The organism is Paenibacillus sp. J31R98, assembly GCF_056269245.1.
Map to the genome: position 1 here is coordinate 374,524 of NZ_JBWDNO010000001.1, position 23,767 is coordinate 398,290.

22 protein-coding genes are annotated in these 23,767 nt (G+C 49.9%); 17 read left to right on the plus strand and 5 right to left on the minus strand.

Going from position 1 to position 23,767, the window contains the following annotated elements:
* The first annotated feature begins 9 nt into the window (after positions 1 to 9).
* The 8 genes from AC0YNX_RS01625 (at position 10) to AC0YNX_RS01660 (ending at position 7,222) form a co-directional block, all read left to right on the plus strand.
* Positions 10 to 273, plus strand: coding sequence for an IreB family regulatory phosphoprotein (locus AC0YNX_RS01625; RefSeq protein ID WP_090572914.1), 264 nt, complete (start codon positions 10 to 12; stop codon positions 271 to 273).
* A gap of 31 nt (positions 274 to 304) precedes the next feature.
* Entirely contained in the window at positions 305 to 721 is a 417-nt protein-coding gene (gene ruvX / locus AC0YNX_RS01630) for a Holliday junction resolvase RuvX (RefSeq protein WP_475813913.1), read from the plus strand.
* An 8-nt stretch (positions 722 to 729) separates the two neighbouring features.
* Entirely contained in the window at positions 730 to 1,041 is a 312-nt protein-coding gene (locus AC0YNX_RS01635; RefSeq protein ID WP_475813914.1) for a DUF1292 domain-containing protein, read from the plus strand.
* A 34-nt stretch (positions 1,042 to 1,075) separates the two neighbouring features.
* Positions 1,076 to 1,375, plus strand: coding sequence for a DUF1292 domain-containing protein (locus AC0YNX_RS01640; RefSeq protein ID WP_475813915.1), 300 nt, complete (start codon positions 1,076 to 1,078; stop codon positions 1,373 to 1,375).
* 125 nt (positions 1,376 to 1,500) lie between these two features.
* Complete coding sequence (gene mltG / locus AC0YNX_RS01645) at positions 1,501 to 2,610, plus strand: endolytic transglycosylase MltG (RefSeq protein WP_475813916.1); 1,110 nt, start codon at positions 1,501 to 1,503, stop codon at positions 2,608 to 2,610.
* An 11-nt stretch (positions 2,611 to 2,621) separates the two neighbouring features.
* Positions 2,622 to 3,569, plus strand: coding sequence for a peptidase U32 family protein (locus AC0YNX_RS01650; RefSeq protein WP_475813917.1), 948 nt, complete (start codon positions 2,622 to 2,624; stop codon positions 3,567 to 3,569).
* A 30-nt stretch (positions 3,570 to 3,599) separates the two neighbouring features.
* Positions 3,600 to 4,856 carry a peptidase U32 family protein gene (locus tag AC0YNX_RS01655; RefSeq protein WP_475813918.1) on the plus strand — a complete coding sequence of 419 codons (1,257 nt, stop codon included), beginning with the start codon at positions 3,600 to 3,602 and terminating at the stop codon, positions 4,854 to 4,856.
* A 152-nt stretch (positions 4,857 to 5,008) separates the two neighbouring features.
* Positions 5,009 to 7,222, plus strand: a complete 2,214-nt coding sequence (locus tag AC0YNX_RS01660) for a methyl-accepting chemotaxis protein (RefSeq protein WP_475813919.1) — start codon at positions 5,009 to 5,011, stop codon at positions 7,220 to 7,222.
* 102 nt (positions 7,223 to 7,324) lie between these two features.
* Here the strand turns inward: AC0YNX_RS01660 and AC0YNX_RS01665 are convergent, their stop codons facing one another.
* On the minus strand, positions 7,325 to 8,008 hold the full coding sequence (locus tag AC0YNX_RS01665; protein ID WP_475813920.1) for a zinc metallopeptidase: 684 nt from the start codon (positions 8,006 to 8,008) through the stop codon (positions 7,325 to 7,327).
* A gap of 26 nt (positions 8,009 to 8,034) precedes the next feature.
* The gene (locus AC0YNX_RS01670) at positions 8,035 to 8,481 is read right to left on the minus strand and encodes a MerR family transcriptional regulator (protein ID WP_475813921.1); all 447 of its coding nucleotides are present in this window, start codon (positions 8,479 to 8,481) and stop codon (positions 8,035 to 8,037) included.
* Positions 8,482 to 8,896: 415 nt separating this feature from the next.
* Here AC0YNX_RS01670 and AC0YNX_RS01675 point away from each other — a divergent pair, with 415 nt between their 5' ends.
* The 3 genes from AC0YNX_RS01675 to AC0YNX_RS01685 are packed head-to-tail and all read left to right on the plus strand — an operon-like array spanning position 8,897 to position 12,152.
* A complete protein-coding gene (locus tag AC0YNX_RS01675) occupies positions 8,897 to 10,267 on the plus strand; it encodes an ammonium transporter (RefSeq protein WP_475813922.1) in 1,371 nt (456 codons plus the stop codon).
* A 46-nt stretch (positions 10,268 to 10,313) separates the two neighbouring features.
* Complete coding sequence (locus tag AC0YNX_RS01680) at positions 10,314 to 11,384, plus strand: DUF294 nucleotidyltransferase-like domain-containing protein (protein WP_475813923.1); 1,071 nt, start codon at positions 10,314 to 10,316, stop codon at positions 11,382 to 11,384.
* Positions 11,385 to 11,417: 33 nt separating this feature from the next.
* Entirely contained in the window at positions 11,418 to 12,152 is a 735-nt protein-coding gene (locus tag AC0YNX_RS01685; protein ID WP_475813924.1) for an exonuclease domain-containing protein, read from the plus strand.
* On the opposite strand, the gene AC0YNX_RS01690 is transcribed toward AC0YNX_RS01685, so the two are convergent.
* Complete coding sequence (locus tag AC0YNX_RS01690; RefSeq protein ID WP_475813925.1) at positions 12,126 to 12,644, minus strand: Mov34/MPN/PAD-1 family protein; 519 nt, start codon at positions 12,642 to 12,644, stop codon at positions 12,126 to 12,128. The genes AC0YNX_RS01685 and AC0YNX_RS01690 overlap by 27 nt on opposite strands.
* A gap of 100 nt (positions 12,645 to 12,744) precedes the next feature.
* Positions 12,745 to 14,058 (minus strand): MFS transporter, encoded by a 1,314-nt coding sequence (locus AC0YNX_RS01695; protein ID WP_475813926.1) that lies wholly within the window; start codon positions 14,056 to 14,058, stop codon positions 12,745 to 12,747.
* A 137-nt stretch (positions 14,059 to 14,195) separates the two neighbouring features.
* On the opposite strand from AC0YNX_RS01695, the gene AC0YNX_RS01700 reads away from it, so the two are divergent.
* Complete coding sequence (locus AC0YNX_RS01700; protein ID WP_475813927.1) at positions 14,196 to 14,762, plus strand: TlpA family protein disulfide reductase; 567 nt, start codon at positions 14,196 to 14,198, stop codon at positions 14,760 to 14,762.
* Between the two features lie 64 nt (positions 14,763 to 14,826).
* On the opposite strand, the gene cimA is transcribed toward AC0YNX_RS01700, so the two are convergent.
* On the minus strand, positions 14,827 to 16,440 hold the full coding sequence (gene cimA, locus AC0YNX_RS01705; protein ID WP_475813928.1) for a citramalate synthase: 1,614 nt from the start codon (positions 16,438 to 16,440) through the stop codon (positions 14,827 to 14,829).
* A gap of 203 nt (positions 16,441 to 16,643) precedes the next feature.
* Here cimA and AC0YNX_RS01710 point away from each other — a divergent pair, with 203 nt between their 5' ends.
* The 5 genes from AC0YNX_RS01710 to AC0YNX_RS01730 all read left to right on the plus strand — a co-directional run bounded on the left by AC0YNX_RS01710 (position 16,644) and on the right by AC0YNX_RS01730 (position 23,764).
* The gene (locus AC0YNX_RS01710; RefSeq protein ID WP_475813929.1) at positions 16,644 to 17,933 is read left to right on the plus strand and encodes a DNA polymerase IV; all 1,290 of its coding nucleotides are present in this window, start codon (positions 16,644 to 16,646) and stop codon (positions 17,931 to 17,933) included.
* Between the two features lie 72 nt (positions 17,934 to 18,005).
* Positions 18,006 to 18,242, plus strand: a complete 237-nt coding sequence (locus tag AC0YNX_RS01715) for a ferredoxin (RefSeq protein WP_116189662.1) — start codon at positions 18,006 to 18,008, stop codon at positions 18,240 to 18,242.
* 170 nt (positions 18,243 to 18,412) lie between these two features.
* Complete coding sequence (locus tag AC0YNX_RS01720) at positions 18,413 to 20,317, plus strand: CHASE2 domain-containing protein (RefSeq protein WP_475813930.1); 1,905 nt, start codon at positions 18,413 to 18,415, stop codon at positions 20,315 to 20,317.
* Between the two features lie 14 nt (positions 20,318 to 20,331).
* Entirely contained in the window at positions 20,332 to 22,146 is a 1,815-nt protein-coding gene (locus AC0YNX_RS01725) for a FecR domain-containing protein (protein ID WP_475813931.1), read from the plus strand.
* Positions 22,147 to 22,162: 16 nt separating this feature from the next.
* Positions 22,163 to 23,764: a stalk domain-containing protein gene (locus AC0YNX_RS01730; protein WP_475813932.1), complete on the plus strand. Its 1,602-nt coding sequence runs from the start codon at positions 22,163 to 22,165 to the stop codon at positions 23,762 to 23,764.
* The last annotated feature ends 3 nt before the right edge of the window (positions 23,765 to 23,767 follow it).

The window sequence follows — 23,767 nt, forward strand, 5'->3', positions numbered from 1 at the left end:
GTGCTGGCGATGAATTCAATGGACAAGACAATGAAATTTGACGTGAAGGCGGAAGGGCTGGAAGCTTCTTCGAAAGAAATTATGCTTACGGTGTATGATGCACTGCTGGAGAAGGATTACAATCCGATTAACCAGATTGTCGGTTATCTATTGTCCGGAGATCCCGCATACATTCCGCGGCATAACAATGCTCGAAGTTTAATTCGAAGGAAAGAACGAGACGAGCTCATTGAAGAGCTGGTACGTTCCTACTTAAGTCAGCACAGCAAATAACGAAGTTCATGGAAAAGAGGCACCAGATCGTATGCGTCTGATGGGATTGGATTACGGTGACCGCCGAATTGGCGTTGCCGTCAGTGATGCATTCGGCTGGACCGCGCAAGGCGTCGGCGTCGTGGAGAAACGTCGCGACAACGGCGAGATTGAAGCCATTGCCCAGCTTGTAAAGGAACATGAAGTATCAGAGATCGTGGTCGGTCTACCTAAGAACATGAATGGCACCATCGGGCCGCGTGGCGAAATTTGCATCGCATTCGCAGGAGATTTACAGCAGAAGCTAAATTTACCCGTACACCTTTGGGACGAACGGCTAACGACCGTGGCCGCAGAGCGCACATTGCTTGAGGCAGACGTTAGCCGTAAGAAGCGAAAGTTAGTGGTGGACAAAATGGCGGCAACGCTTATTTTGCAAAATTATCTCGATTCTAAAACGAAAAGGTGAGGGTAACGATGACAAAGGACAACATGCAGTTTGAAGAGCCGGAAATCATCTACATTCCAGATGAAGACGGCAACGAAGAAGAATTCGAGGTAGTCATGAAGTTTGAAGTAGACGGCTCCGATCAGAAATATATGATGGTTGTGCCGCTTAATGTCGATTCAAGCGAAGAAGATGATGAAGAGTCGGACGAGGTTTATGCCTTCCGTTATGAGGAAGACGGCGATGATCTGAAGCTCTACACCATCGAAGACGAAGAAGAGTGGAACATGGTTGAAGAAACGTTCAACACACTTCTTGCTGAGATCGACGAGAACGACTAACAGCCGCCCGTGTGGCTGAAGGGAGCTTTGAACATTGTCTGAAGTAAAACGTATTTCGGTTCTGAAGTCGATTTATGGCGAAGAAGTAGATTTGATTGGCGAAGAAGGGGCAGCAGAGCCGTTCCAGATCGTCGCTGAATTCCAGCTGGGTAACCACTCCTATGCCGGATTGCAGTCGCAAGATATGCAGAAAGAAGATGAAGTCGCTTTCTTCCGCATTACGATTCAGGATGGCGCCGATCCGGAGCTGGAATCGATCGAGGATGACGAGGAATGGGAAGCCGTCGCTGAAGCATACGATGATTTGTTGTTCGCAGGCGATGAACAGCCTTAATTAGCGATTCTCTTGCATTAAACCAGAGCGATGCTTGGCAAGCTCGGTTTTACTTATAGGAGTACGGAAGGGGCGGCATATACCGCCCTTTTTCCGCGCTGATTCGGAAACGGAGGATACGTCGTTTGCACTCATCAGAAGAACAGTCAACTCAGCATCGTCCCGCAGGACCTAGGCGGGGTCGCATTACTTTCTGGGTCATTACAATCATTATTGGTCTGATGGCTATCTCGGTAGGCAGTGTATACTTCTATATTTGGAATGGATTACGGCCGGCATCTTCCGGAGACACTGTCCAAGTGGAGCTCAAGAAGGGATCTTCACCTTTCGTGTTCGCAGAAACGCTTGAAGAGCAAGGTGTTATTCGCAATGCTTTTATTTTTAAATATTACCTACGCTATAAACATGAGGGACCGAAATTCCAAGCGGGCGTGTATGAGCTTAAACCAGGCATGACCAAGGATGAAATCATCGCGAAGCTCAATGCTGGCGAGACAAAGAAGGAAGAAACAATCCGCTTTACGATTCCGGAAGGCTTCACTGTGGAGCAAATTGCGGATACGTTAAGTAAAGCGGGTTATGTCGATAAAGCCGCATTTATCGCGCTTGCCGATAAGGATCAAGTATGGAGCGATGCGGATGCAGTGAAGAATATACCGAAGGATGCGAAACTGCGTCACAGGCTTGAAGGGTACTTGTTCCCTGACACGTACGAGATGGTGAAGAGCAGCAAACCGGAAGATATTATTACGCGCATGCTGCAGGAGCTCGATCATAAGCTCGATACGCTTCCTGAGAATTGGGAAGAATCGCTCACTGAGCATCATATTTCTATGCATGAGATGCTGACGATCGCATCACTTGTGGAGCGGGAAGTTGTTATTGATGAAGAGCGTCCGATTGTGGCAGGCATTATATATAATCGCCTTAAGATAGGCATGCCGCTGCAAATCGACGCAACCGTGCAATATTTGCTTGATAAGCAGAAGGAACGATTGCTTCTGTCTGATCTGGAAGTGGACAGCCCTTACAACACGTATAAGGTGAAAGGATTGCCGCCTGGTCCAATCGCATCGCCGAGCATCAAGTCGATTGAAGCGGCGCTGTTCCCGAAACAAACCGATTATTATTACTACGTGACGAAGAAAGATGGCAGTCATGAGCATCTATTCGCCGAAACGCTCAAAGAGCATAATCGCAATATTGAGAAAAGCAACGAAACGGCAAAGCAATAGGAGGACTTACCATGGCAACAAAACCGGAGCTGCTCATTGATGCAGCATCCCTTGCCGACATGGAGCGATTAATCGCAGCGGGCGCAGATGCGATCGTTGTTGGAGAATCGCGCTATGGCATGCGGCTACCGGGCGAATTTGACCTGACAATGATTGCTGAGGCAGTGAAGCTCGCGCATCCGCAAGGCGCCAAAATTTATGCAGCAGTAAATAATGTAATGGACAATGCGACAGTGGATTCGCTTCCGGGTTATATTCACGGCTTGGCTGAAGCTGGCGTTGACGGTATTGTCTTTGGTGATCCGGCTGTATTGATGATAGCTCGGACGGAAGCACCAGGGATGAAATTGCATTGGAATGCTGAGATGACATCAACAAACTATGCGACTGCTAATTATTGGGGCCGTCGTGGTGCGACGAGAGTCATTCTTGCGCGTGAGCTGAACATGGATCAAGTATTAGATGTGAAGGCGAATACGGAGATGGAAGTTCAAGTTCAAGTTCATGGCTTGACGAACATTTATCATTCTAAGCGTCCGCTCGTGCACAATTACTTCGATCATCAAGCGAAGGATGATGAGGTGTTTCAAGATAAGCAGATCGATGGGACCATCGAGAATGGCTTATATTTGGTGGAAACAGAGCGTCCGGACGAGCGTTTCCCGATTTACGAAGACGCTAATGGTACGCATATCATGAGTTCCGATGATCTGTGCATGATCGAGAACCTGCATGAGCTAATGGAAGTTAATATGGATAGCTTTCGGATTGAAGGACTGCTAAAATCAATAGCATACAACGAAGCAGTCGTGCGCGCATATCGCGCAACCATTGACGCTTATTATGCAGACCCGGAAGGTTATGCGTTTAACGAAGAATGGCTCGATTCCATCCGAGAACTGCAAGATCCGTCGCGTGAGCTGTCATACGGGTTCTTCTTCAAGGAACAGGTTTATTAATTGTCACCGAAGGAAGTGGAGGTGAAGCTGGTGACTTCAACAACAAAAGTAGCACATCGCTACGAAGGTAAAAGAAACCGACTGGATAAGCCGGAGCTGCTGGCTCCTGCTGGAAATTTAGAGAAATTAAAGTTTGCCGTTCATTATGGGGCAGATGCGGTATATATTGGCGGACAGAAGTACGGTCTGCGTTCCAATGCCGATAACTTCAGCTTCGCAGAGATGAAGGAAGGCGTAGAGTTCGCGGAGAAATACGGCGCCAAAGTATTCGTTGCAACGAACATCTACGCGCACAATGAGGATATCGCAGGGCTTGAGGAATATCTGCGCGAGCTTGAGAATGCTGGCATCGCAGCGATTATTGCTGCGGATCCAATTATTATTGAAACAGCACAGCGCGTTGCGCCCAAGCTTGAGGTGCATCTGAGCACGCAGCAATCGACAATGAACTGGCAAGCCGTTAAGTTCTGGAAGGACGAAGGGCTGCCGCGTGTCGTATTAGCGCGTGAAGTTAGCCTGGAAGAGATCCAGGAAATTAAAGAACATGTCGATATTGAGATCGAAGCGTTCATCCATGGCGCAATGTGCTCGTCCTATTCTGGACGCTGCGTATTGTCGAACCATTTTACGGATCGTGACTCCAATCGCGGCGGCTGCTGCCAGTCATGCCGTTGGAAGTACGATATTTACGAGGATGACATTCAGATGGTCGGTATGGACGCCGATAAGTTTACAATGGGCTCCAAGGATCTCTGCATGCTGGAGAGCATTCCGGATCTTATTGACGTAGGTGTGGACAGCTTCAAGATTGAAGGCCGAATGAAGAGCCTTCATTATGTAGCAACGGTTGTAAATGCATACCGTCAAGCGATTGATTCGTATATGGCTGATCCGGAGAACTATGAGCTGAAGCAAGTATGGCTGGATGATATTCAGAAGGCAGCTAACCGTCCGGTGAACACAGGCTTCTTCTACGATACGCCTGGCGCAGAAGATCATATCTATGAACCGGAAGATAAGGCTGCGCCTTATGATTTCGCTGGCGTTGTCATCTCGTATGATGAGTCGACAGGCAATGCTGTCATTCAGCAGCGTAATCATTTCAAGCCGGGTCAAGAGGTAGAGTTCTTCGGACCGAACGGAACATTCTTTAAACAAGTTGTTACCGAAATCAAGGATGAGAGCGGCAATGTGCTTGACGCTGCGAGACATCCGCTGCAGCATATCGTCATGAAGACGGAAGCACCAGTTAAGCCTATGGACATGATGCGTAAGAAAGTGCGTTAATGCTCTGCCTGAGTCTTATGACCTGTTATAATCCTAACCGAGTGATCGGTTAGGATTATTTTTTTTGTTAATTATTTTCATTAACTGCTAACATATCTGTGCAAAGTTGCCGATATTATCACTACTGCTGTTATAGAAATATTAGACAAAATATGGCGAAATACGCGCAGAATTGGTGGTGTCAGGCAGTGAAGTTGAAATTCAAGTTAAACTCGAAAAAGGAAGCATTGAAAACGGAATCAGAAGGTGATAAACGGACTCCGAATGTGAAAGAATTGTACAATTCCTCGGTGAATGGAATTAAGAATGTGAAGATGACGAATCCGATCAAATCGGTAGGCCTCATGCTCTTCTTAATTATTTTCAGCGCAATTCTATTGTGCGTTCTTGTTGTAGGATTATTCTCCTATTCAACATCCAAAAGCATCATTAAGGATAAGGTGACCGAATCGAGCGCTGTAGCTATTGAACAGTCGGCGGGTAAGCTGGACATGATGTTTAAGAACTACGAAGCGCTTTCGATGCAAATATTGCTCGACAAGAATGTTCAAGATAATTTGAGTACACTCGATACTGTAAAAGACGACTACCAGAAATTCGATACGATGAAGAAGCTCAGCGATGCGCTGCAGTCATACATTCTCGGCAACCAATCGATTCTCGGGGCAGCCATTATTCCGATCAAAGGGGATGTGACTGCAGTCTCGACAGGTTCTTCTGCCATTTCGACAGAGCTCGCACAGAAGTCGGATTGGATGAAGAAGGTTGTGGAGGGTAATGGTCGTCTTGTATGGCTTCCAGCCAAAGCTAAAGGGTACAGAGGCGATGTTCCTGAAGCAACTTTCGCAATGGGCCGTGTAATGAAGAACACTGTCACCAATCAAGGCAATTTTATTATGATTATTGAGATTTACTTGAGAGAGCTTAGCGATGTCCTTTCGAGCGTTAAGCTGGGAGAAGACAGCAGCATTACGATTGTTGATGATGCGGGTAATTACGTGCTTCCAAGCAATCCTTCTAGCAAGCCTGAAGATATCGGCAAGCCTTCGGTAATTTCATTCCCGAAAGATGGCAAAGCTGCAGAGAGCGGCTCCAAAACAGCAACAGATGCGAATGGCAAGGAAGTGCTTGCGATCTACAATCAGTTCGAGAATGTGAACTGGAAGCTCGTTGGTTCCGTTCCTGTTGATGAGCTCGTGAAGGATGCCAAGCAAATTCTGAACACGACTTGGCTCATTGCGGGTATTGCAGCTCTGATTGCAATCGGTATCGGTTTGCTTGTTATCCGGATGGTTGCAATTCCGCTCGTAAGATTGCGCAACCTGATGAATGAAGGTGAGCGCGGTAACCTGACTGTACGTTCCACGATCAATAAGAAGGATGAGATCGGTCAACTGGCGCAAAGCTTTAACCAGATGATGACGCAGATTACATCCCTTGTTAATCAGACAAACCAGTCTGCCCAAGACGTACTGGCTACAGCCGGGGAATTATCTGACGCATCCAAGAAGACGGCAATCTCTGCGCGTGAAATTGCGGTTGCGACGGAAGAGATCGCGAACGGCGCTTCGAGCTTGGCAACTGAAGCCGAGAAGGGCAGTGACCTGACGAGCGAGATTGGCGAACAAATGCAGCAGGTAATGACTTCGAACCAAGAGATGGGTGTTGCAGCATCCGACGTTGAGAAGGCAAGCCGTCAAGGTACAACGTACATGAACAGCCTCATCGAGAAGACAGGTATGACCGAAGAGATGACGCGCTCCATGGTGGAGAAGGTTGATCGCCTGAAAGAAAGCACGCGTTCGATTCGTAAAATTCTCGATGTGCTCAATAACATGACGAAGCAGACGAATATTCTTTCCTTGAACGCAACAATTGAAGCAGCGCGTGCTGGTGCAGCCGGCAAAGGCTTCATGGTCGTAGCGGATGAGATTCGCAAGCTGGCGGATCAATCCCGTCAATCGATCGATGTTGTTGGTCAGATTACAGAGACGATTCAGAAAGAAATCGATGAGACTGTTATTGTATTGTCGACAGCTTACCCGATCTTCCAAGAGCAGATTCAATCCGTTAAAGAAGCAAATCAAATCTTCTTGACCGTTCAAGGTCAAATGGGTGACTTCGTGGGTCGCCTTGGTACAGTTACGGAGTCGATCAGCAAGCTGGAAAGCTCGCAGGTTGTCTTGTCTGAAGCAATGAGCAACGTTAGTGCGGTAGCTGAAGAATCTTCCGCGACGTCTGAAGAGGTTGCATCTCTTAGCACCGAGCAGAACAGCATTAGCGAAGGGCTTGTACGCCTGTCCGATAAGCTTGAAACAGTATCCACGGGTCTTAAAGAAACGCTGTCCCGTTTCCGTACAGAATAGCATGAACAAGAAGAACCGGTGCCTCTTAGGGGGCACCGGTTCTTTGCGTAACAAAAAAAGCGAGGAGCTAAGCTCCCCGCGTCTCGTGCATATACTTATTAATTAATCGCGATCCGATTGCGTAAAGATAAGAATGTACTTGAGCAATTCAAGCAAGGAGATGAGCGCTGCAGCTACGTAAGTAAGAGCTGCGGCATTAAGCACTTTGGCGACGCCTCGTTCTTCCTCGTTCGAGATAAAGCCCTCAGAGACCATAATTTCGCGAGCCCGGTTGCTGGCATTGAACTCGACCGGCAATGTAACGAGCTGGAATGCAACTGCACAGGAGAAGAAGATAATACCGATTCCGATAAGTCCTGTTGCTTGGAACAAGAAGCCTGCAAGCAGCAGGAAAGGCGCGATGCCGGATGCGATGTTCACGATCGGGAAGATCTTATGGCGAACAACGAGCATCGGGTAATGGACGCTGTGCTGGATCGCATGGCCAACCTCGTGACAAGCGACAGAGATGGCCGAGATTGAGTTCTCGTAATAAACATGCTCTGACAGTCTAACGACGCGGTGAATCGGGTCGTAGTGGTCAGAGAGCGTGCCAGGCACCGGCTCAATCGGAACATCATGCAAGCCGTTGCGGTCGAGCATCATCCGTGCTGCCTGGTACCCTGTTAGCCCGCTCATCGTTTGTACTTCAGACCAACGATTAAATGTACCGCGAACGCGGAACTGGGCCCAGAGCGACAATAGGAATGCAGGTAAGATTAGAATATCCAGCGGGTGAAAAAACATCGTTGTTCCCTCCAATTAAATAAATGCTACATAATACCGCCCTTGTTAAGCAGAAGCATGAGTGCCTCGACGCAAGCAGCCGTTTGGGGTACAAGACGTTTGAAGACCTGCTTAGCCTGCTGCGGCTTCAATTGACTGAGCACTGGCTCAATCTCCTTCACCTCTCGCTGCAGCTGCTCCAAATGCTTCTGCAGGTCCATCAGCTTGTCGGATACTTGCTCCTCTGATGAAACTTTACGCCAGACCGCCATACTCGCTTTAATTTCGTCGAGCGACAATTTGTCTTTCTTCAATTGTTCAATACGTTTGAGCCGATGCAAGGTTTCATCATTATAGAGACGATAATTTTTGGCGGAACGGCGTTCAGGCTCAATAAGGCCGAGCGATGTGTAGAAATCGATTGTGCGTGGACTTAAACCAGCCATTTTGGATAATTCACCAATCCGGTATAACGGCAATGACAATTCGGACATTGGAATCACCTCTTTCATTTCAACAGTATGTACGGCATGAGCTTCTAGTTCCTATGATACAGAAAGATGAACCGTACAGTCAAACGTAATGCTTTGGTGAATTTTCCATGTAGAAAAGCTGACATGGATGCCGAAATGTTCGAAGATGGAGGTAAAATATAGGTTATAAAGTGGTTGTTGCTCGTGAAGTGATAGGTGAGCGACTACTCAAAATGCGAAGGATTTTCCAACGGGACTGGCAATTTGATGCCATTCTCGTTAAAAAACTTAACATTCGATTCGTTTGATGAGACGAACGTTAGATTTTTTTTAGAAAATCAGGAAAAATGTATTGTCAAATTGGATCCTCCAACCTATAATGACATTAAGTCTTTCTTATTGTGTAAAGAAACATAACATTAGGGAGTGGTCGTTCATGGTCAAAAAGTTAATCGTGTCATTAGGAGCTCTTTCGCTGTTATTCCCAGCTATGGCTTTTGCAGACGACCCGTCTGCAGCAACGCTCAACATGGGGCTCAACTCCATCTGGGTGCTCGTTGCGGCGATTCTAGTCATTCTGATGCAAGGCGGATTCATCCTGCTGGAAGCTGGTTCGACTCGAATGAAGAACGCGGGTCACATCGCAGGTAAAACGGTGTTCACGTTAGGTCTTTGTACATTGGTTTATTGGGCAGTCGGTTATGCAATTGCTTTCGGCGCTGATAACGCTGAGAGCTCGGTCAGCAAAATCCTCGGCTGGGGCAGCTACCTCTTTGCTCCATCGGTAGCAGCTGCTGACGGTGAGGCTCTTCCATCGACAATCTTCTTCATTTTCCAGCTGGCATTCGCAGCCGTATCGCTCTCGATCGCATGGGGCGGTTTCGCAGAACGCGCTAAATTGTCCGCTTACCTCGTATTTACAATATTGTTCACAGCAATCGTTTATCCGGTTATCTCGCACTGGATTTGGAGCCCGACAGGCTGGTTGTTCGCTGAAGGCGCGCAAGACTATGCTGGTTCCACCGTCGTGCACTTAACTGGCGCACTAGCAGCCTTCGCGGCGACAGTATTATTGAAGCCACGTATTGGTCGCTTCAATAAAGATGGTTCTGCAAATGAAATTCAAGGGCATAACCAAGTATTCGGCGCACTCTCCGTTCTTCTCCTGTGGGTTGGCTGGTTCGGCTTTAACGCGGGCAGCGCACTTGGCGTAGGCGATGGCTTCTTCGGTTATGTCGCATTCAATACTCAACTCGGCGCAGCCGGCGGCGCAGTATCGGCGCTTCTGATCTCCTGGCTTGTTAACGGCAAAGCTGACATCACAACAACATTGAACGGCGGCTTGGCTGGTCTGGTCGCAATCACAGCTTCTTGCGCATTCGTTGATCCTTGGGCAGCGGTTGTGATCGGTCTTGTTGCAGGCGTGCTCGTATTCTTCAGCGCGAAGTTCTTCGAGAAAATTAAAGTCGATGATCCAATCTATGCACTTTCCGTTCACGGCGCAGCAGGAGTTTGGGGTACGCTCTCGAATGGTATCTTTGCAACGGATGCACTTGCTAAGAAGTTGAACGTTGGCGAAGGCGGCATCATTGACACAGGCAACTGGCACCAAATGTGGGTACAGCTTGAATCGGTACTTGTGTGCGGCGGTTACGTGCTTGCGGTTTCCTTCATCATCCTCGGCGTAATGAAGCTTGTAATGGGTCTTCGTGTAACAGAAGAGCAAGAGATTATCGGTCTTGACCTGTCTGAGCACGGTGCATTCGGATATCCGGAACAAATGAAAAAAGCACAAAGCAGCATGTAAGACCTGCTATTCGTCGCTTCTACTATTCGACAGGGGTGAGCACAGCATGGGCGATTCGGTTCGTGCAAAGCTGTTCACACGCATCGGGACTACAGATGATGTGATTGCGCTGCGCAGCCTGCGGGATCAAATCCATGAGGAGATGGCTCTGCTGCAAGCTGAGCAGCCGATCGAACAATTTTATACGGATCTGAATGAGATACACGATGCGTTAATTCGCCAGGCAATCTCACTCTCAGAAGCGAAGCTGGCACGGATGGGGCATGGATCCCCACCCGTGCCTTACGCGTATTTATTGTTCGGCAGCGGGGGCAGACAAGAACAAACATTATCCAGCGACCAAGACAGCGGATTGATTTATGCGGATCCGGTGGAAGAGGCGGAACGAGAAGAGACAGAGGAATATTTTCGCCTGCTAAGTGGTACGGTCGTCGAGACTTTGCAAGCAATCGGTTATCCTCCGTGTGAAGGGAATGTCATTAGCTCTAATCCGCTATGGTGCCAATCGCTCTCAAGCTGGCAGGCGAAGCTCGATAGCTGGTTCCGGGAGCCGGACTGGGAATGTGTCAGGTATCTTCTCATCGTCGCGGATTGCAGATGTGTATATGGACAAGAAGATTTGCTGTACGCGCTCAAAAGCCATTATTATACCGATACGCTGGAGAATCAGATGATTGTTCAGCACATGCTTAACAATACGATGCGTCATAAAGTGCTCATTGGCGTGTTCGGCCAGCTGCTCAAGGAGCAGTACGGCGAAGAGGCAGGGAGCCTGGATTTGAAATACGGGGCTTACATCCCGATGGTGAATGCGATTCGGCTTATGAGCGTCAAAGCGGGGGTAAGGGAAACCGCGACACTTTCCCGAATTGAATTGCTAAGCGAGCGAGGTTTTATTGCAGAGCCAGAAGGTGCCGAGTATACGAACGTCTTCAAGCTGTTTATGCGCCTTCGACTGATGACGATGACGCGCAACGAGGATGGAGTATATACGAACAGCGGCAAGCTGCCGCAGGCAAAGCTGACAAGAGAGTTAATTGATGAGCTCAAGGCGGCGCTTCGAGTCGTGAAGAAGCTGCAGCGGCAGGTTCAGAAACAAGCGAAGGGCAGGCACTAATAGCAAGGCGGAAGCTTGACGGAGGGGAGAAGTATGAAGGAGCAACGCAGCATGGGCAGAATGTGGCATTTGTACAAAATGGGCGGGCTTACGTCAGCGATTGCCGGCGCGGTTGGCGCTCAAAATGCGCAGCAGATGGCCTTCATTCGCTCAATGTCGAAAGAGCAGCGCAAAGAATCAATTATGGATCAGCCGCTAAGCGACATAGAGGTGGTCGTCTTCGATCTGGAGACGACAGGCTTCTATCCGACGAACGGCGATGAGATTATATCTTTCGGCGCCGTCCTGTTGAAGGGCGAGGAGCTAGTTCCGGAGAAGACCTTCTATAGCCTCGTCAATCCGAAGCGGAAAGTGCCCAAGCATATTACGGAGCTAACCGGCATCACGAACGCGATGACGGAGGATGCCCCTGATCTGATGCAGGTGCTGCATGATTTCATGGAGTTCGTCGGCAAAAGAATGTTGATTGCGCATGCGAGCGGACATGATAAGCAATTTCTAAATGCAGCGCTCTGGCGCACGTCGAAGGTCAATATGACGCATCGGGTCCTTGATACGATGCTAATTGCGAAGTGGCTGGAACCGGATCGCGAGAGCTACAGCCTCGACGATCTGCTCGAGCATAGCGGCATTGAGATCACTACGCGGCATCATGCCCTGGAAGATTCGATTATGACCGCGAAGTTGTGGCAGCACTACTTACGGCGAATTCAAAGCAGGAATGTGATTACGCTTGGGGACTTATACGCTTATCTCAGCAAGCATTAATGGACTGCAGCGCAGCTGACCGCTTGGGTCTTGATGGATCCAGTACGGTTGAACGATTGGCTGCTGTATCGAATCTGCAAACGATATTATCCAATACGATGTGTCGCACGCAGCTGCCGCCCGTATGCCGTTAACATCGGCAGTGCTCGGGTTAGGCGGAGATGTGGGGTGCGAATGGAAATAACCGACAAGCGATTGTCGGTTATTTTGCATGCGATAAAGCGTTTGAACCCATGAAGAGGGTTCAAACGCGAAACGGTTGTTCACGTTGGCTGCAGCCGCCATATTCATTATCGGATATACATTCGTGACCTTTACCATCATCTTCACATTCAAATGTGAAGGGTCGTCGATTTGCTCGAACGTTCCAGCGAGGACGCCGCATGCTTCGTTAGGCATTGCTTCTATGCAAGTGCGCAATAACTGTGCATGTGCCTGCGGTGTTAAGCTAGCGGCAGATGGAATCGATTGTCCAGTCATACGGATTGGCATACGAGTGCGAGACCTCTTTCCTGCATATAGATGGTTAGCTAAGGTTTAGCTTCATCTATTATACGTGACCATGCCTCGCGTTCGTCAACCGCTCAACCGTTCAACCGCTGTCTCCCGCTTTCTGTGGAGGATGTACAAGGAATATAATGATGAGCAGCGCGCATGCGGAGAGGGCAGACACAACGCTGTATAGCAAAGTATCCGAACGAGCTGCCATCCACCCGAACAAAGGCGGGCCGAAGGCTACGCCGAGGAATCGAAGGCTGCTGTAAAGCGATGTCACCATGCCGCGATGCGGCCGATCGACAGCTCCGGTAATGAGCGTGTTCAGACAGGGCAGAAGCAAGCCTGTGCCGAGACTACTTAGCGCAGCGAAACCAATCAGCGCGTAGATATTGTGATGCAGGAACGCAGCTGCGGCTAGCGCGCCGCTCATGACAGCGAGACCGATAATCATAAGCCGGCGCATGAGCGTGCCGTTGTTCTTAATGCGATGCCCGGTGATGTAGGCGGTGACGACAAGGAAGAGGAGCGGGATTGCAAGGACGCCGCCTTTTGCCACGCCATCGATATGGTATGGAGCTTTTTCGAGCAAATCCGACAGTCGGAAGAGAACGCCGAACAGGATGAAGAGACCAAGCGAGCCGGAAATAAAGGACGAGATGAGCCAGCGGCCTTTTTCGCGGAATACCTTCTTAATATCACCGACGTATTGCTTGACGGGAACGACCTCTTTGTTCTCTTTAGGCGGTTCTTTAATGAACAGCATCATCGCAAAGAACGAGCCTGCACAGAAGAGCGGAAAAGCAAACAGGGGCACATACCAAGCGATGAGCGCAAGCAGTGAGCCTATGATCGGGCTGACCACTTTGCCAGCGCCGTTGGACGCCTCAATAAGGCCGAGCGCTTCGCTCTCTGTGCCGTCCTTGTACATGTCCCCGACAAGCGCCATAGCGATGGGTGAAGTGCCTGCTGCGCCAATCCCTTGCAACGCTCGAAACGCAATGAGAAGCCAATAGGAGTGCATGACTGCGCCGATCCCTGCTACGATGCCGGCAACACCATATAGAGCGAGCGAAGGCAAGATAACGGCTTTACGTGAAAAGCGATCGGATAAATAACCGGATATGGGAATAATGAGACCAGCCGAAACTGAAAATAAAGTAATAACAAGGCTCGCCTGGAAGCTGGAAATATGCATCTTCTTCTCCATATCCGGCAAGATCGGTACGAGCATGGAGTTGCCGAGGACGAGGACAAGAGGCACGGTGGCAAGTGCCATGTACTCCAGCCATTTTCCGCTTCCGCCTTGTTCCTGCTTCTTCGTATCGCTTTTGTCGTGACCGCTATGGTCTGCAGTCCGCAGCTTGCCGGGTTTGCTCGCAGCCCATTTCGATGATGTCGATTGCTTCATTTTGCGTGGATCCCCTATGCTTGTGGTTTGACCTTCGACCTGTAATGTGCCCATGAGCTTGAGCAACCATTCTCAGACATGGTAACATGTAGGGAGGCTATGTCGAACTAACGTAAAATGTAGAAAGAAGGCGCAATATGAAACGTTCTATCGTGTTGATTCTCATCGTGCTCGCACTTGCAGGTGCGGCAATTTATCAGAATAAAGGGAAGCATGACCAGGCGCTTGCCGCTTCTAGCGATATGCTGCCTAAGCCAGGCTACACTGCGCCGACGCTGCAGCTGCCGAATTTGGATGATAAGTCCGAGAACATAGGCGGTAAGCGGGACAAGCTGCTGCTGCTCAATTTCTGGGCGTCATGGTGCGGACCTTGCGAGCTGGAAGCGCCTGATTTGCAGGCGTTGTCGGAGAAGTACGGCGATAAACTTGAACTGTACGGCGTGAATGCAACGAGCATGGATAAGGAGCGGCAGGCGAGGGAATTTGTCGATCAGCAGCAGTTTACGTTCCCGATATTAATGGACCGGGATGGCAAAGCGACAGACTTGTACAAGATCAATCAATTCCCGACAAGTTTGCTAATTGACAGCAACGGAGTCGTGCGGGAGCGGATTACCGGGGTGATCTCGAAGAGCAAGTGGGAATCCATGATTGAGAAGTGGATTGCGGTTCAGGAAGACGCCGAGCAGAAGCCAAGCGCATAAACTACAAAAACGCCAGGTCAGCGGAAGGAACATGCTGATCTGGCGTTTCTTTATTTCGTGAAGATTAGTGGTTGAGCAAGCCAAGCTGCTCGCGCGGTTCTTCGTGTGCATTGTCAATCTTGTTCATGCTAAGCAGCGCATACCGGATACTATCAACGAGCGCTTCCCAGCTTGCTTCGATGACATTGTTCGAGACGCCGACTGTGTTCCAAGTCGTCTTGAAGTCGGTTGATTCGATGAGAACGCGAACTTTGCCTGCTGTCGCGCCTTTCTCGTCAATGACACGAACCTTGTAATCAGATAGGTGGAAATCATTGATGCTCGGATAGAAGGGCTCCAGCGCTTTACGCAGCGCGTTGTTGAGTGCATTGACCGGACCGTTGCCTTCAGCCGCCGTGTAGATCGTCTGGCCGTCGACATTCACTTTCACGATTGCTTCTGCGTTCATGCAGCCATTCGTTTTCTCAACGAGCATTTTCAAGGATTCGAGCTTGAAAATCTCATTATTCTCGCCGAAGGCATCTCGAAGCAGCAACTCCAGCGATGCATCCGCACCTTCGAACTGGTAGCCTTGATGCTCCAGATCTTTAATGCGCTCCATAATTTCTTTGGTCTTCTCATTGCCTGTATTCACGTCAAGGCCAAGCTCTTGCGCCTTGGAGATAATGTTGCTCTGGCCTGCCAGCTCGGAGACGAGTACGCGCTGCTTGTTGCCGACCAATTCAGGGCGAATATGCTCGTACGTCTTCGAGTCTTTCATAATCGCTGAGACGTGGATGCCGCCTTTGTGTGCGAACGCAGCATTGCCTACATACGGCTGTGCGACAGGCATGTGCACGTTAGCAATCTCGCTAATATAACGCGCTGTCTTCGTGAGCGATTGCAATTGATCGTCGCTAACGCAGCGGTAGTCCATTTTGATTTGCAAATTCGGGATGATGGAGCACAGATTAGCATTGCCGCAACGCTCGCCATAGCCGTTAATCGTGCCTTGCACTTGACGAGCGCCGGCTTGTACTGCCGCCAGCGTGTTCGCGACAGCTAGCTCGCAGTCATTATGCGTATGGATGCCTAGCGGCGCATTAAGCTCCGCGCGGATGCGCGAGACAATGTCATGCACTTCAGTCGGCAGCGTGCCGCCATTCGTATCGCAGAGCACGATCCAGTCAGCGCCGGCATCTTGGGCTTTGCGCAGCACCGCGAGCGCGTACTCCGGGTTATGCTTGTAGCCATCGAAGAAGTGCTCCGCATCGAAGATCGCTTCAACATCGTTCCGTTTCAGATAAGCAAACGAATCATAGATCATCGAGAGATTCTCTTCAAGCGTCGTTTGAAGAGCGGTATGTACATGGAAATCCCATGACTTGCCAACGAGTGTTGCCGCCGGAACGCCGGATTCGACAATGCGCAGCAGGCTGCTGTCTTGCTCTGCAAGGCTGTTCTTCCGTCTTGTGCTGCCGAAAGCGGTAATCTTCGCGTTCAGACGAAGGCCCTTGGCGCGCTGGAAGAATTCGATATCCTTGCTGTTGCTGCCTGGATTTCCGCCTTCAATATAATGAACGCCGAGCAAATCAAGCTTCTGGGCGATTTTTATTTTGTCATCTGCTGAGAGGCTGATTCCTTCACCTTGCGTACCGTCTCGCAGCGTCGTGTCAAAGATGGAGATTGTGTTTGCCATGAATACTTATAGCCCCTTCCTATGTGAAACGATGCATTGTGATAATTTTTTATTATATCATCAGTTATCGAGTGCGTAAATGCGACTTTCTTGCTTATAGAGATAGCTATTGCATACAACGCGAGTTGACGGTGATTTTCGTCAAAGGTATGCTGGAATTAGTTGTTACTTAATGAAGCAAAAATGAGGAGGTGCGTGCAGCGATGGAGAAGGAGACGGTGAGAGAAAAAACGGCGAAAAACCGCGTTATTCTTCATTTAGATATGAATGCCTTCTACTGCTCGGTGCACGAAGCGGAAGAACCTCATCTCTATAAAGATAAACCGACCGCTGTGGCAGGAAGCGTAGAGCAGCGTAGGGGCATTATCGTCACCTCGTCCTACGCCGCGCGGAAACAAGGGGTCAAGACTGGCATGACGGTTCGCGAGGGAATGCGTCGCTGCCCGGATCTAATTCTGATCAAGCCCGACTTTCAATTGTATCGTAAATATTCGCAAGGGTTCATGTCGATTGCGAAGCAGTACACGCCGCTCGTGGAAGCGATGTCGATAGACGAGTGCTACTTGGATATCACGGGTTCGTCCACCTTCGGCGAGCCGCTCGAAATCGCACATCAGATTCAGGATCGAATCGTGTCCGAGTGGAACCTGCCTTGTTCGATGGGAGTCGCGCCGAACAAGCTGCTGGCGAAGATGGCTTCTGATATGCAGAAGCCTAACGGGTTTACGGTGCTGCGCATACGCGATGTGCCCAAGCTTCTATGGGACAAGCCGTGCGACTCCTTGTTTGGCATTGGCCGCAAGACGGCTGAGAAGCTGACGAGGCTGAATATTAGAACGATCGGGCAGCTAGCGGCAGCGGACGAAGCGATGCTGAACAAACATTTTGGCGTGATCGGCTCTTGGATGAAGGCAGCTGCGCATGGCCACGATAGTTCGGCCGTCAACGCTTCAAGGGAACGCAACAAGTCAATCGGACATACAACGACGCTGCCGAAGGATGTGAAGGAGCGCGGGGATGCACATAGGGTGCTGCTCAATCTAGCAGATCAGACGGGCCGTAGAATGCGCCACCAGAAGATGATGGCCTCTACCATTCAGCTTGTGATGCGGCGGCCGGATATGTCGACGTTCAATCGCTCCGTTACGCTAACATCGCCTACGGATTCGGCATATGATATTCACAGAGAAGCTTGCAAGCTGTTCGATAAGCATTGGAAGGAAGGCGAACCGCTTCGTCTGCTCGGTATCACTCTTCAGAATCTATCACTTCAATCTGAAACAGCTGTTCAGCTTGATCTCTTCGACTATAAAGAGCAGCCGCGAAAGGATGCCTTGACGAAGACGATGGATATGCTGCGAGACAAGTTTGGCGAGGATGCGGTACTTACCGCGGGCATGCTTGGCGATGATCCTTCTGCGCTTATTCGCAACAAACGAATTAGAGGGACATCCTTGCAAACTGACGATCATATGTTATATAGTGATGAGTGAAGGTTGTTCGCTAATTTGTTTGCACAAGTACAAGTAAGCGTTTTAAGCTTAGAACTAATAGGAGGGAAAACGATGTCGAAGTTTACATGGGTTGAGAAAGATACTTGCATTGCTTGCGGTGCATGCGGCGCAACGGCACCGGATATTTATGACTACGACGATGAAGGACTTGCAGAGGTTATCTTTGGCGGCGACGGCAACCACGGTAACACTGAAATTCCATCCGATCTATATGATGACTTGCAAGACGCAGCAGACGGCTGCCCTACAGATTCCATTAAGATTGCAGACGCTGCTTTCAACAACTAAGATCTCTTCATAGGATCGAACTAAAGTCCCATTCCTTGTATCGACAAGGAATGGGGCTTTTCTTGTTTTTTCGACAATTATTATTGCCAATGGCTGTAAATCTACAATAGAATAGAAGAAAAGAATGAGAGGCAATATTATCCGTTCCTAAACTAGAATAGGAGGTAATTATGCGTAAGCGTAAATGGTTGTTGACAACCGCGGCGGCACTGGCCATTTGCTTGTTCTGGTCCTTCCTCAGCAGCTTGGGAACCGGAGGCTCATTGAACCGGATGGAGTCCTTTTTGCAGGACAAAGTTACCCAGCAGACAGACGCGGAGAGAGCGCCTAACGTCAACATTAAACTAATCAAGATTGACCAGGCGTCACTCGACAATTTAGGACAATTTCCATGGGACCGTGGTCTCTATGCGCAGCTCATCTCGATGCTAGCCGATGCTGGAGCCAAAGCGATTGCGCTCGACGTCGTGCTTGCGGAGCCGGGGAAGGATCCCGAGAGCGATGCAATGATGGCGGAAACGATGAAGAAGTACCCGAATGTCATTCTGCCGGTTGTCTTCAATTTCAAAGCAAGACAAGATGAAGCGGGAGAGCTGGAGACCGAGTCGATCTCCTATCCAGCGGATACAATCGGGGCAAGCGAAGGCCAGCTCGGCCATATCAATGTCATGCAGGACCAAGACGGAACGGTCCGTAAGCTCACTGTCGGCCTACAGAATGACAAGCAGCAGATGATTCCGGCATTCAGCGTGAAACTCGCGAATTATCTGCTAGATAAGGACCATCAAATCTCCTGGAACGCAGACAAGTCAGCTTGGTACCGCGGCAGCCAGCGTATTCCGGTAGACAAACGCAACCAGATTGCAACAGAGTTCTACACGATGCCCAGGGAAGAGATGAGCGCAGAGACAGGCTATGATTCGCAATCCTTCTTCGATGTGCTCTCAGGCAATGTGCCAGCGGATTACTATAGTGGCGATGTAGTCTTGATCGGCCCTTACGCGCCTGGTCTTCAGGACGAATACTTAACACCGCTCAGCACAACGCTCAAGATGTACGGAGTTGAAATTCACGCCAATATGGTGCAGTCACTCGTTGCGGGCAAGTTCTCGACGAAAGCGACGCCAGCCGTGAATTACACATTGATCGTATTGCTTACGCTGCTTACGATCCTTCTATTTGAGAGAGTAACTGGAGGCAAAGCGTTTATCGTATACGCTGCGCTTGCAGCTGGCTATATTCTCACATGGATTGAACTCTATCAACTGAAATCTCTATTTATTACGATTACATATCCTTTCCTGGCGATGACCACGGCCTTTATCTGGACGGTTGTTAGCCATTATGTAACGGAGCGGCGTGAGAGAAGCCGTGTGACGAACATCTTCGGCCGATTCGTTCCGAGAACTGTTGTGGATGAAATGCTCGCTTCGGGCGAAGAAGTGACCGTTGGCGGTCAACGCCGTGATATCAGCGTTATCTTCGTCGATATTCGCGGCTTCACGCCGATGTCTGAGAAGCTGCAGCCGGAGCAGGTTATTCAGGTGCTGAATGAGTACTTGGATATCTGTACGAAAGCGGTCTTCAAATGGAATGGCACGCTGGATAAATTCATCGGTGACGGCGTTATGGCGATCTTCGGAGCTCCGATCTCGCAGCCGAATCACCCAGAGCTCGCCGTTCGGGCAGCTCTTGAGATGAAGCGACAATCGGCAGAGCTGGAAGAGCGCTGCTTGCGAGAGATCGGCGTGCCGGTAAGGTTCGGCGTCGGCGTAAACAGCGGCCCTGCGGTTGTTGGCAACATCGGCTCGCAGATGCTTCGGCTCGACTATACGGCGATCGGAGACACGGTCAACTTGTCGGCGAGGCTTGAGTCCAATGCGAAGCCGGGACAAATTCTTATTAGCGAAGAAACGCTGGCCCGCGTGAAAGGCAAGTTTATTACGCAGACCATCGGTGAGATTAAGGTGAAGGGCAAGGAACTGCCTGTACTCGTAACGGAAGTGCTCGGCGAAGTCGAGGACCAATCGGAAGACGTACGGGAATTACAACATGTGGGGAGAGAAGGGGCATGAGTTTTCGCAGAAATATGAATAGTCGATCGCTCCTGATGGTGCTATGTCTGCTGCTTGTTTTTGGACCTGTCTCGCTGTTTGCAGGTTTGGGACATGCCTCTGCGCAAGTGATGCGCGTTGCAGTCGTCAAAGAACTGAGCGGTACGGTGAATGTGCTCAAATCAGGCGGAGCGAAGCCGTTTAAGGCTTTCCGCAATATGAGCTTGAACGAGGGCGATCAAATTGCGACAGGCAAAGACGGCTCAGCCACTCTAACTCTGTCGAGCAGCGCCGCAGATCAAGACGAGATCAACGTTAGCGCCGCTTCTCAAGTGACGTTCTCCAAGATGAAGGACAGCGGCGGCACGAAAACGAAGATGAGCGTTTGGGCAGGATCGTTGTGGGTGAAGGTCAAATCCGTCTCCAACGCGAGCGATCAATTCGAAATCGAAACGCCAACTTCAATTATGGGTGTGCGCGGGACGCATTTCTTCGTGAAAGTGAACCCGTTGACCGGTCAGACAGAGGTTTTCCTGGCAGCGGGCGTAGTCGAATCCATGTCCAATAACAACCGGACGGCGGCGGAGAGTAACTCAGGCATGTCGAATTCCGTTCTGCTCTATCCATCACAGCAATTAGGTGAAGCGAGAAATGGAGATGGCCTGGAAACGTCGATCTCCATCGTCGATCTCCAAGCATTCGTTAGCGGTGCAGCTCCGGATATCGTCCAAGCGTTGTTAAAGGATGCTGCGTCTATCGCTGCGGAACAGAAACAAATGCTTGAGAAAGCGAGTCAGAGCATAAACTCGCAGCCGAATAAAGACAACTTCGGAGGGCTCATTCAATCACCTGAAGATCTGAAACGGATAGCGGATAATTTATCGAACCTGGTATCGCTCATTGCCAAAGAAGCGGTAGCTCAAAAAAAAGTGGATCAGCAGTTAATCGACCAAATTAATAAAGAGGTCGGTAGCAAGTTGATTGATCCGTCAACGGCCAGTGAGCTCAAGCTGACTGATAAAGAGAAGCTTGCGCAGGAGCAAGCGAAGAAATTCGAAGAGGTGCAGAAGAAGCTCGCAGACAAGAAGGCTGAGGAGCTGAAGAAACAGCAGGAATTGCAGCAGGAGCTCATTAAGAAAGCGCAAGAGCTGAAAGAGAAACTCGATGCAGCGAACAAGCTGGCACAGCAGAAGCAGCAAGAGAAGAATAATCAAACCTATTATAACCAGCTAACACCTGAAGAACAGAAGCGCATTGATGATGCGCGTGATTCACTCGGATTGCCAAGTATTCCGGGCGGCGGTACGAACAGTGGTACAGGAAGTGCAGATACGAAGTCCACGGTAAACCTGAAGACGGTGGGGCAGTCTTCAAATGGGGCACTCGACCTTGGTGTCGTATTTAAGGGATTCACCGGATCGAAGAAAATGATGGGATATCAAATTGAAGTTGAATATGAGTCCAATAAAGTCGCATTTGATAGTGATAAGTTCAAATCGAACTCGTTAACGTATCGCGGCGGTGCTTCTGGCTTTGTCGTAGAGCCGGAGAACCAAACGGTTCCAAATGCGAACAGCATCGATGACTATCGAGTTATTGAAGGAGCGGGTACGCATGCAACCGTGCTATACACCGTCGTGAAATTCAGCGGTAACGCGGTTGAAATTAATGCGGATACGACACTTGTTCGTCTGCCATTCTATCCCGTTGGCGAGTTCCCGACTCCGCCAGACACGCTGCCTGTGAAGTTCACTATCAAATCCATCACAGCAGTAGATGAGAACGGCAATGCCGTCGCAGTAGTTAAAGGTTCGGATTTAACTGTGCAAATGGCGAAACCACTAGTATAAAGGGGACAGAGCCTTCATGAAGAAACGATCAAGAGGTGCCGCGCTGCTGCTTGCCGCAGCAGTGTCGGTTGGCGCGTTTAGCAGCAGCAGCTACGCTGCAGCAGGCAAAGCCGAGCCTTCAATTGGTAATTTGGCCTTATATGAAGTACATACATTAGCTGGCTCTGGCGCTTTCGATCGTGTAGATGGAAGCTCGGCAACAGCGGCATTCCGCGAGCCGACATCGCTGATCTACTCGGCGAAGTCGGGCAGTTATCTCGTCGCAGATGCGCGGAATCAGATGCTTCGCAGCGTAAGCGCAACGACAACGACTACCGCTGCAGGGCTGTACATCGGAGCTGATGATTACAATGCGCCGCTCGGCAGCTTGCTGGACGGCAACGCGGGGAAAGCATCATTCAACTTGCCATCGGGTCTCGCAGCAGATAGCGATGGCACGGTATATATCGCGGATGCGGATAATAACAGCATTCGGAAGTTGTCAGCGAATGGCGTCGTTACGACAGTGGCGGGCACTGGAGTCATTGGTGCTGATAATGGCGCTGCAACAAGTGCGAGCTTCTATCATCCGCTTGATATTGCGGTGAATAAGGATGGCGTTATCTATGTCGCAGATACGCTCAATCATGTCATCCGCCAAATTAAGAATGGTCATGTATCGACATTGAACGCTCCATCCACGCGGATTATTGAATATTATCCGGGAGTGATTGAAGCTGTCGGCGATTATGCAGACGGACCGCTTGCCCAGGCGAAATTCAATGAACCTAGCGGTTTGGCGCTTGATGCTAAAGGCAATCTATATGTTAGCGACACTGGAAATAATCGCATTCGATACATTGATTTCAAGACGAATACAGTGACGACGGTAGCTGGCGGCGTAACTGGCGAGAAGTTGAGTTATGAAGCGGACTCGCCGTATTCAAGTGGCGGCTTTGCGGATGGAGCTGCAGCGATAGCGAAACTGCATGCGCCGCGCGGACTTTCTGTCACTCCGGATGGCGGCTTGCTTATTGCGGATTCATTGAACCATGCAATACGTTACCTCGCGAGCGGGAAAGTAGCCACAGTTGCAGGCACGCCTGAGGAAGAAGGCATGGTCGACGGTATTGCTCGATACTCCGCGTTCAACCGGCCAACTGACGTTGAATGGATCGGCGGCGGTGCTTTTGCGGTCGCAGATTCAGGCAGCAACACCATTCGTATTGTTGCTCCATATGCTGCGCCGACAGGCGTAAAGGCGAATGGAAGCTTGCACCTGCTGTATAACAGCGGAGAGCTGACAAGCGATGTATCGCCTATTATTGCGAGCGGGGTCACGTTCGTGCCTGTCCGAGTGCTCACGGAGAAGCTTGGCTTCAAGGTGCAATATGCGAATGGTCAGACAGTCCTTAAGCATGATGCAATCTCCTATACCGTGAAGAATGGCTCCACTCAAGTGGTGAAGCAGGTGACTGGCGGAGCGACAACTACGGTGTCGCTGCCCAAAGCGCCGATGATTTCCGGTAATCGGCAGTTTCTGCCAGTCAGATTCTTCGCGGAAGAGATGGGACTTGATGTGCAATGGCTGTCCGATCTGCGCGCAGTTCTTCTGCGTGATAAGCAGTTCACGAAATAAAAC

Excerpts from the sequence above, each read along its gene's own strand:
- AC0YNX_RS01625 (WP_090572914.1), top strand. The coding sequence starts at position 10 with ATGAATTCAATGGACAAGACAATGAAATTTGACGTGAAGGCGGAAGGG.
- ruvX (WP_475813913.1), top strand. The coding sequence starts at position 305 with ATGCGTCTGATGGGATTGGATTACGGTGACCGCCGAATTGGCGTTGCC.
- AC0YNX_RS01635 (WP_475813914.1), top strand. The coding sequence starts at position 730 with ATGACAAAGGACAACATGCAGTTTGAAGAGCCGGAAATCATCTACATT.
- AC0YNX_RS01650 (WP_475813917.1), top strand. The coding sequence starts at position 2,622 with ATGGCAACAAAACCGGAGCTGCTCATTGATGCAGCATCCCTTGCCGAC.
- AC0YNX_RS01660 (WP_475813919.1), top strand. The coding sequence starts at position 5,009 with ATGGCGAAATACGCGCAGAATTGGTGGTGTCAGGCAGTGAAGTTGAAA.
- AC0YNX_RS01665 (WP_475813920.1), bottom strand. The coding sequence starts at position 8,008 with ATGTTTTTTCACCCGCTGGATATTCTAATCTTACCTGCATTCCTATTG.
- AC0YNX_RS01670 (WP_475813921.1), bottom strand. The coding sequence starts at position 8,481 with ATGTCCGAATTGTCATTGCCGTTATACCGGATTGGTGAATTATCCAAA.
- AC0YNX_RS01675 (WP_475813922.1), top strand. The coding sequence starts at position 8,897 with ATGGTCAAAAAGTTAATCGTGTCATTAGGAGCTCTTTCGCTGTTATTC.
- AC0YNX_RS01680 (WP_475813923.1), top strand. The coding sequence starts at position 10,314 with ATGGGCGATTCGGTTCGTGCAAAGCTGTTCACACGCATCGGGACTACA.
- AC0YNX_RS01685 (WP_475813924.1), top strand. The coding sequence starts at position 11,418 with ATGAAGGAGCAACGCAGCATGGGCAGAATGTGGCATTTGTACAAAATG.
- AC0YNX_RS01690 (WP_475813925.1), bottom strand. The coding sequence starts at position 12,644 with ATGCCAATCCGTATGACTGGACAATCGATTCCATCTGCCGCTAGCTTA.
- AC0YNX_RS01695 (WP_475813926.1), bottom strand. The coding sequence starts at position 14,058 with ATGAAGCAATCGACATCATCGAAATGGGCTGCGAGCAAACCCGGCAAG.
- AC0YNX_RS01700 (WP_475813927.1), top strand. The coding sequence starts at position 14,196 with ATGAAACGTTCTATCGTGTTGATTCTCATCGTGCTCGCACTTGCAGGT.
- cimA (WP_475813928.1), bottom strand. The coding sequence starts at position 16,440 with ATGGCAAACACAATCTCCATCTTTGACACGACGCTGCGAGACGGTACG.
- AC0YNX_RS01710 (WP_475813929.1), top strand. The coding sequence starts at position 16,644 with ATGGAGAAGGAGACGGTGAGAGAAAAAACGGCGAAAAACCGCGTTATT.
- AC0YNX_RS01715 (WP_116189662.1), top strand. The coding sequence starts at position 18,006 with ATGTCGAAGTTTACATGGGTTGAGAAAGATACTTGCATTGCTTGCGGT.
- AC0YNX_RS01720 (WP_475813930.1), top strand. The coding sequence starts at position 18,413 with ATGCGTAAGCGTAAATGGTTGTTGACAACCGCGGCGGCACTGGCCATT.
- AC0YNX_RS01725 (WP_475813931.1), top strand. The coding sequence starts at position 20,332 with ATGAATAGTCGATCGCTCCTGATGGTGCTATGTCTGCTGCTTGTTTTT.
- AC0YNX_RS01730 (WP_475813932.1), top strand. The coding sequence starts at position 22,163 with ATGAAGAAACGATCAAGAGGTGCCGCGCTGCTGCTTGCCGCAGCAGTG.